Origin of the sequence: Billgrantia endophytica, from assembly GCF_002879615.1 — a bacterium.
GTDB lineage: Bacteria > Pseudomonadota > Gammaproteobacteria > Pseudomonadales > Halomonadaceae > Halomonas > Halomonas endophytica.
This window is the reverse complement of record NZ_PNRF01000020.1, coordinates 142278-150043: the sequence shown is the minus strand read 5'-3', so window position 1 is coordinate 150043 and position 7766 is coordinate 142278. Positions and strand designations below refer to the sequence as shown.

The following is a 7766-nucleotide window of genomic DNA, read 5'->3' as shown; positions in this document are numbered from 1 at the left end:
CCATGGAGAGTAGCGGAGCGCCGCCCGAGTCATCGTCAGGCACTTATCCCAAAAACCCCGAGTGCGACAGCGCTCGGGGTTTTTTCATGGGGCATGGGTCGGCCCGCTCTTTATTTCGTGGGGCCGCTTCGCGGACCGGCCCCTCGCCGGCTCGGGGCGTTCGAGCGCCCTCGCGGCGATGCCGCGAAGGGCCGGGCGCTCTCACCCCCATGCGAGAGTAGCGGAGCGCCGCCCGAGTCATCGTCAGGCACTTATTCAGAAACCCAGCTTTGACAGAGGCTGGGTTTCGTCGTTTGGGGGCCTCCCATGGAGAGTAGCGGAGCGCCGCCCGAGTCATCGTCAGGCACTTATCCCAAAAACCCCGGGTTCGAAAGAGCTCGGGTTTTTTTCATGGGCATGGGCGGCCCGAACATCGACAGGCACTTATTCAGACACCCCAGCTTCCAACGAAGCGGGGAGAGCCGCTTACCGCCAACCGGACGGATACTTTTGTAATATAAGATTGCGTGTATTTTCTCGAAATTTTACCTTGAAGACATACCCATTCTTTAAAAGGCCATGAGGAATTGCATGTGATGCACGCAGGAAGGTCTATCTTGGTCGTTGACGACGATCCGCAAACCCGGAAACTGCTGCAGACTTACCTGAACAACGTCGGCTTCCGGGTGCAGGCTGTCGCCAACGGCAAGGATTTTCGTCGGGCACTGGAAAAGGCGGGGGCGGACTTGGCCATCCTGGATGTCACACTTCCCGATGAAAACGGGTTCAAGCTCTGCCAATGGATGCACGAGCACCCGGACTTCTTCCAGATACCCATCATCATGCTGACGGCTCGTGTTGATGAAGGCAACCGCGTCCTTGGACTGGAACTCGGCGCTGACGACTACCTGTGCAAGCCATTCAGCCTTCGCGAATTGCTGGCTCGAATCAATGCACTTTTACGACGTACAAGTATTAGCCCGAAGTCGGCAACTGTCGGCGGTCAGGTGCTGGCCTTCTCCGAATGGCACCTGGACACCGTGAGTCGCCGTCTGACTCACCTGAACGGTGACGAGGTGATACTCACTGGCACCGACTTTGCCTTGTTAAAACTTTTCCTTGATCACCCGCAACAGATTCTTGGTCGCGACACCATCGGCAATGCCATCCGTGGCCGCGATATGCTGCCGCATGAGCGCGGCATCGACACGGCCGTGTATCGACTACGTCAGCGTCTACGCGATACCGCCAAGCCTCCTCGGCTGATCCTCACCGTGCGGGGCGGAGGTTACCTGCTGGCGGCGGAGGTCACGTTACGCAACCGGACTTGAGCCGCCTTCAATCAGGTTCTCTGTAGCGCTCCCTGATGCGCTGGATGTCCTCCAGGCTGGCCAGAAACACCTCGATGACCTCGGGATCGAAATGCCAGCCGGATTGCTCCTGCACGAAGGCGACGGCCCGGTCAATGCTCCAGGCCGGTTTGTAGGGACGCGCGGAGGTCAGTGCATCGAAAACATCGGCCACGGCCGCGATCCTCGCTGACTGCGGGATGTCGGTGCCAGCCCGTCCGTAGGGGTAGCCGCTGCCGTCCCATTTCTCATGGTGGTTCAGTGCGATTTCCCTGGCCAGGTTGAGCAAGGGAAAATCGTCGCCGCCAAGCAGTTCGGCGCCGATCTCGACATGTCGTTTCATGATCTGCCATTCTTCGTCATCGAGTTTTCCCGGCTTGAGCAGGATGGCGTCGGGGATACCGATCTTGCCGATGTCGTGCATCGGACTGGCATGCAGCATCAGTTCGACGTCGGCCGGCGTCCAACCCAGTCGTTGCGCGAGCAGCGCAGCGATGTGGCTCATACGCATGACGTGCTGGCCGGTCTCGTTGTCTCGGTATTCGGCGGCACGCCCCAAACGCTGGACGATCTGCAGACGGGTGGCAACGACTTCTTCTGTGCGTAATCGAATCATTTCCTCAAGCACGACGTTCTGTTCGTGGGTAATACGGTGCGCGCGCCGGGCGTCGAGCAGGTTGCGCACGCGCATCAGCAGTTCGGTGCGATCGAACGGTTTGCTCAGGTAATCGCGAGCTCCCATGGTGAGTGCCTTGAGCAAAAAACCATGGCCATGTTCGACGGTCAGGACGAGGATCGGAGGCAGCAGCGGATCGTTGAGCGCGCGCAGTTGCTCCATTACCTGATAGCCGTCGAGGTGCGGCATCTTGAGGTCCAGCAGGATCAGGTCCGGGCGCAGCCGCTCATAGGCGGACAGCACCTTCCGTGGATCCTCTATGCAGGTGCGCCGACCATAGCCCTGGCTCCCCAGCAGTTTGTCCAGCAGCTTGAGGTTGGCCGGTTCGTCGTCAACGATCAGGATGTGCGAATCGCCCTGTGTGTTCATGAACGCTCCCCCTTGAGACGGTGGCGATCGATGCTTTCCAGGAAACGGCCGACATCGATCGGTTTGGTCAGATAGTCGGCGAATCCGGCCGCGATACCGCGTTCGATGTCCTTGGGCATGGCATTGGCCGACACCGCGATGACCGGGACATGCCGCAGCTTGAGATCGGCCTTGAGCACCTGCAATACCTCATAGCCGTCCATCCTGGGCATGTTGATGTCGAGCAGGATCAGGCAAGGCTCGCGAGACTGTGCCAGCTCGATACCCAACTCAGGCGTATGCGCCGTTACCAGGAGAATATTGCGCAGCTTGCCAAGCATCTGGGTGACCAGTTTCAGGTTGACGGGATTGTCGTCGATATACAGCACGTGTTCCTGCCCATAGGCTTCGCGTTTGATTTTCCGCGGCAGTTCCGGGAGCTGGAGAGTGGCCATTGCCGGGTCTGCTCGCGGCAGATCGATCCAGAACCGGCTCCCCTGGCCGAGCGTGCTGTCGACACCGATCGCGCCATCCATGGCCTCGACCAGGCGGCGGGAGATCACCAGGCCGATGCCGGTGCCTTCTATCTTGCTGTGTTCGGCATCGAGACGGTTGAAGGGTTGGAATAGCCGGGCTAGATCCTCGGGGGCGATTCCATTGCCCGTATCCGCGACAGCGATGCGGAAATGTCCGCCGCCCGCCTCCACTGTCAGCCGGACTTCGCCTTGCGGCCGGTTGTACTTGATGGCGTTGGAGAGCAGATTGAGCAAGACCTGCTTGAGCCGCACTCTATCGGCCCATACCGCTGCCGTGGAGGCGGCAGGCATGTGCAGCGAGATCTTCCGCTCGGACACCAGCGGTCGCAGCAGTTGCTCGCATTCGTCGAACACTGGAGCCAGCAGAACGGTCTCGATGGACAGGGTCATGTGGCCGGATTCGATCTTGGCCAGGTCGAGCACCTCATTGATGAGTCCCAGCAGATGGCCCGCCGCCTTGAGGATCTCCTGTGCGCTGTCCTGCTGGTCCCTGTCCAGCGACTCGTCGAATTCGAGGAGCTGGGCAAAACCGAAGATGGCATTCAGCGGCGTGCGCAGCTCATGGCTCATGCTCGAGAGGAACTCGGTTTTCGCCTGGTTGGCGCGCTCGGCTTCGAGTTTCGAGGCCTGCACGGCCTGCTCGTTCTCTTTCTGGCGCGAAATATCGAGCACCGTCGTCAAGCGCAGTTCTCGCTCGCCGACCATCTGATTGCGCCCCCGCACGATGGCCGGAAACGTCGTGCCGTCGTGACGCAACATGACGGACTCATACGGTTCGGCCCACTTCGACTCGATCAGTTGCAATGCCATTGGCACGACACGGTCAGCGGTGAAGGACATCACCGGCTGGCCGATGGCGTCCTCGCGTCGGCAGCGGAACAATTCGAACCAGCGCTCGCTGGCATCGACGATGATGCCCCGGTCGCACACCACGATGCCTTCCTCGACATTGTCGATGAAGAACTTGTAGCGCTGCGTGCTTTCCTGCAGCTTCTCCTGGGTCCGCTTGAACAAGGTGATGTCGGTGCGGATGGAGACGTAGCCGGCCGGGTTTCCAGCCTCATCCGTCATCGGCATGATAGTGGCGCTGACCCAGTAGATGTCGCCGGTCTTCTTGCGGTTGCAGACTTCGCCGTGCCATGTTCCGCCGCCAGTGATGGTACGCCACAGGTCGGCGTAGAACTCGCGGGAATGTCTGCCGGATTTGATGAGGCCGTGGGTCGCGCCAAGCAGCTCTTCGCGGCGGTATCCGCTCAGCGTGCAAAACTTGTCGTTGACATAGGTAATCCGGCCGGTAACGTCGGTCATGCTGATGATGGCGTGCCGGTCGGCCGCTTCGTGCAGCGCATCCCGTTGCCAGTGTTGCATGTCCCGTACCCTTTCCGAGGCCTCATTGCCTGACATCTTTTTTGCCCTTTTCTCTTTCAATCAATGAGCGAGTGCAGATGACGTATCCCTTGTCCTAGCGCGATCTCAATGTCAGTAAAATATGGTATATGTGCTATACATTCTGAAACAAAATTTCTCTTCGACATAGGAAGAGTACCGATGAACCCCCATCGAATTCTTCCGGAGGACCGCTTCTCGACCCTGCGCCTCGGCGATGCGCGGGTCCACACGGTACGGCACCGGCCTGTCATCAATCCCGCCCACGGCACCGTATTCGCCAGCGTCCCGCGAGCCGACCCGGAACATCTGGAGCGCGCTGTCACCGCGGCCCGGGATGCCTTCCTCGGTTGGCGCGCACTGTCCTGGGCGGAACGCCAGACCCGTATCGAGGCCCTGGCCGATCGCATGGCACGGGCGCGCGATGAGCTTGCCGACCTGATGACGCTGGAGCAGGGCAAACCGCGTCATTCGGCGGCGATCGGCGAGGTCGATTACGCCGTTGGCTGGCTCAGGGGCATCGCCGGGCAACGTCTGAGTGGCAGGATTCTCGAAGACGCACCGCATCATCATGTCGAGCAGTCCTACGCCCCGCTTGGCGTGGTCGGCTTGATCGTGCCCTGGAACTTCCCGCTGTGCCTGGCCGTCTGGAAACTGGCACCCGCCCTGATGACCGGCAACAGCGTCATTCTCAAACCGTCTCCGTACACGCCGCTGACCGCCCTCCGGCTGGCGGAACTGGCCGAGGACATCCTGCCGCCCGGTGTGCTCAGCGTGCTGACCGGAGACGATGCGCTGGGCCAGTGGATGGTGGATCATCCCGGCATCGCCAAGATCAGCTTCACCGGCTCGGCCGCCACCGGCCGCAAGGTCATGGCTGGCGCAGCCGCCCATCTCAAGCGGGTGACGCTGGAACTGGGTGGCAATGACCCGGCCATCGTACTGCCCGATGCCGATCTCGATGCCTGTGTTCCCCAGTTGTTCTGGGGCGCCTTCGGCAATTCCGGGCAGTGGTGTGTCGGTATCAAGCGGCTCTACGTGCATGACGACATTTATCCGCAACTGCTCGATGCCCTGGTTACCTATGCGCGCAGCGTGCCCATGGGCGATGGCATGGAGCCCGCCAACCTGCTCGGGCCGCTGCAAAACGCCAGGCAGTACGCGAAGGTGCTGGATATCCTCGACGATTGCCCCCGGCGGGGCCTGCGCTTCGCCCACGGCGGCAAGAGGCTCCTCGACCAGGCGGGCTATTTCGTGCCCGTCACGCTGGTCGACAACCCGCCGGACGCTAGCCGCGTCGTCGTGGAGGAAGCCTTTGGTCCCGTCCTTCCCGTGTTGCGCTACCGGGATTTCGATGACGTGGTGCGCCGCGCCAATGACACCGAGTACGGCCTCGGCGCATCCATCTGGGGCCGCGATACGGCATTCGCCCAAACGCTGGCCGACCGGCTCGAGGCCGGCACGGTGTGGATCAACGAGGTCTATGTCCACGGCGTGGATTTCCCCTTCGGCGGGCACAAGCTGTCGGGCCTGGGTGTCGAGCATGGTGCCGAGGGACTGGCGGCTTACGTCAACCTCAAGATCCGCATGACGGCGCGTTGAGGGCAACGGCGCCAATCAAATCCTGGATTTTCCGTGCGGCTTGCGCATATCGTCGCACCATCACCGGAGCATGGTTGTCGTTGGTCGATGCACTGTGGTCAGGGTTATCGCTGTTCATGGTTGCACTTCTTGCTGAGGCCACTGCGCACGGCGGCTTGCCGGCCCTTGGGCAACGGGTCGTGCGATGGGCTGTGTGATGCATCGCGCGCCGGAGCCGACGCGGCTGGCGTCCACATGGCGGCGCGAGGCCCAGCCGGCGTACCGACCGGCTCGCCGCGCATTGCGACCCATGGCGGGGCGAAGGCTCGGGCGCTATGCCCCAGCGAGGCGACTTCGTGACCCAGCTCGCGGGTGGAGGCTTGATAGGTCTGCATGGCGGAGGCGTTGGCCTGGATACCACGGTCGATCTCGGCCACGGCCTGGCTGATCTGCTGCACGCCGTCGTTCTGCTCCCGCGCCGCCGCGCTGATCTCGGCGATCAGATCGTTCAGCCGCTGGCTGGCCTCGCGGATGCGCTGCATGGCATCGTCCGCCTGACCGGCCTGGGCCTCGCTCTCACCGATGGCCTGGCGTGAGCGCTTGATCATCGTCTGCACACGATGGGCGGCGTCGGCGGATTGCTGGGCCAGCTTGCGCACTTCGCCCGCCACCACGGCGAAGCCGCGTCCGTGCTCGCCGGCCCGGGCCGCTTCCACCGAGGCGTTGAGCGCCAGAATGTTGGTCTGGAAGGCGATGCCATCGATGGTGCCGACCATGCTAGACATGTCCCTGGCTTGCTCGGCCAGGGCATGCATGGCGGCGCTCAGTTGCCGCATTACCTCACTGGCCCGGGTGACCTCGTCGCTGTTGCCCTGGGCCGCCAGGCTCGCCTGGGCGGCATGATCGGCGGTCTGCGCCACGGTGGAGGCGATCTGCTCGGTGGTGGCGGCGGTTTGCTGGGCCGCCGAGGCCTGGCGTTCGATGCGCTCGCCCATCTCCTGGTTGCTGCGCACCAGGCCGTTTACCGTGGGGGTGACGGCGCCGACGCGCTCCTCGAGTTCGTGGATCAGGAACTTCAGCGAGCGGCCCATGAAGCCCAGGGCGGCCATGGCCCGGCCCAGTTCGTCGCGCCCCTCCCTGGGCAGTCGCGCCTCGAGATTGCCCGCGGCCACCTGCAGGGCATAGTCCCGGGCCTCGGTCAGGCGCCGGACCAGACGCCGCTTCAAGCGCCACGCCAGCACAACCACCAGCAGGCCGCCCAGTATGCCCGCCAGTGGAATCCCCCAGCTTAGCGCCGACTCCACTCCGGCCTGGCGCAGCGCCCAACTGGCCCAGCCGCCGACCACCACCGGCACCGCCAGCCCCAGCACGGCGATGGCGCCCAGCGGGAAACCCAGGCTGTGGCGGTTGCGCCGCAGCAGCCGGCGCCACAGGGCGCGCCGCACCACCTGGCCGCCACGCACGGCATAGCGACCGCCACCTTCGCGGATGTCGGCGTAGACCTGCTCGGCGAAGCGCACTTCCTCCTCGCTCGGCTTGACGCGGATCGAGGCGTAGCCGATGACGCGATCTCCCTCGCGCAACGGCGTGACGTTGGCGCGCACCCAGTAGTGATCGCCGTTCTTGCGCCGGTTCTTGAGCACCCCGCTCCAGGGTCTGCCGCGCTTCAGCGTGGCCCACAGGTCGGCGAACACCGACTCGGGAATGTCGGGGTGACGCACCAGGTTGTGCGGTTCGCCATACAACTCTTCATAGTCGAAACCGCTGATCTCGATGAAGCGGTGGTTGGCGTAGGTGATGTAACTTTCGGTATCGGTCTTGGAGATGAGTACGTCGTCATCCGACAGTGGGTGGTTGACGTTGGTGACTGGCCCTGTGTCTCTCATTGCATGTTTCTCTCAAGTGACATTC

At 62.7% G+C, this 7766-nt stretch carries 5 protein-coding genes; 2 read left to right on the top strand and 3 right to left on the bottom strand.

Annotated features, from left to right (window positions below; genetic code table 11):
* The first annotated feature begins 596 nt into the window (after positions 1–596).
* Positions 597–1310 (top strand): response regulator, encoded by a 714-nt coding sequence (locus tag C1H69_RS10790; protein WP_276308762.1) that lies wholly within the window; start codon positions 597–599, stop codon positions 1308–1310.
* Positions 1311–1317: 7 nt separating this feature from the next.
* Here the strand turns inward: C1H69_RS10790 and C1H69_RS10785 are convergent, their stop codons facing one another.
* Positions 1318–2373 (bottom strand): HD domain-containing phosphohydrolase, encoded by a 1056-nt coding sequence (locus C1H69_RS10785; protein WP_102653405.1) that lies wholly within the window; start codon positions 2371–2373, stop codon positions 1318–1320.
* Positions 2370–4256, bottom strand: a complete 1887-nt coding sequence (locus C1H69_RS10780; protein ID WP_165789461.1) for a PAS domain-containing hybrid sensor histidine kinase/response regulator — start codon at positions 4254–4256, stop codon at positions 2370–2372. The genes C1H69_RS10785 and C1H69_RS10780 overlap by 4 nt, the downstream gene beginning before the upstream one ends.
* Before the next feature lie 180 nt (positions 4257–4436).
* Here C1H69_RS10780 and C1H69_RS10775 point away from each other — a divergent pair, with 180 nt between their 5' ends.
* The gene (locus tag C1H69_RS10775) at positions 4437–5876 is read left to right on the top strand and encodes an aldehyde dehydrogenase family protein (protein WP_102653403.1); all 1440 of its coding nucleotides are present in this window, start codon (positions 4437–4439) and stop codon (positions 5874–5876) included.
* Positions 5877–5980: 104 nt separating this feature from the next.
* Here C1H69_RS10775 and C1H69_RS10770 read toward each other — a convergent pair whose 3' ends face one another.
* Positions 5981–7741, bottom strand: coding sequence for a methyl-accepting chemotaxis protein (locus C1H69_RS10770; protein WP_102653402.1), 1761 nt, complete (start codon positions 7739–7741; stop codon positions 5981–5983).
* Positions 7742–7766: the final 25 nt, after the last annotated feature.

Excerpts from the sequence above, each read along its gene's own strand:
- C1H69_RS10775 (WP_102653403.1), top strand. The coding sequence starts at position 4,437 with ATGAACCCCCATCGAATTCTTCCGGAGGACCGCTTCTCGACCCTGCGC.
- C1H69_RS10770 (WP_102653402.1), bottom strand. The coding sequence starts at position 7,741 with ATGAGAGACACAGGGCCAGTCACCAACGTCAACCACCCACTGTCGGAT.
- C1H69_RS10780 (WP_165789461.1), bottom strand. The coding sequence starts at position 4,256 with ATGCAACACTGGCAACGGGATGCGCTGCACGAAGCGGCCGACCGGCAC.
- C1H69_RS10785 (WP_102653405.1), bottom strand. The coding sequence starts at position 2,373 with ATGAACACACAGGGCGATTCGCACATCCTGATCGTTGACGACGAACCG.